At 39.4% G+C, this 259-nt stretch carries 1 pseudogene; it reads left to right on the forward strand.

The features are described from left to right. Nucleotides 1-28: 28 nt before the first annotated feature. Nucleotides 29-259, forward strand: a pseudogene (locus CXF59_RS00140) (flagellar motor protein MotB); the annotation flags it as partial.

Here is a 259-nt window from a genome sequence, read left to right on the forward strand (position 1 = left end):
AGCTGAGAAAGGTTATAAATCGGCTGATATGTTCCAAAAACTGGGAAATGCCTACTATTTCAATGGGGAACTCGAAAAAGCAGCACAGTGGTATGGAGAATTATTTGCCATTACATCCGAAGTGGAGCCGGCTTATTACTATCGCTATGCCCAATCTCTTCGTTCTGTTGACGAAAATGACAAAGCGGATCAAATTATGGAAAAATTTGATAAAATGTCTGGAAACGATAGTAGAGGAGAGCTTTTTGCGAAAAACGAA

The sequence above is a fragment of the Flavobacterium sp. ALD4 genome, assembly GCF_002836475.1.
GTDB lineage: Bacteria > Bacteroidota > Bacteroidia > Flavobacteriales > Flavobacteriaceae > Flavobacterium.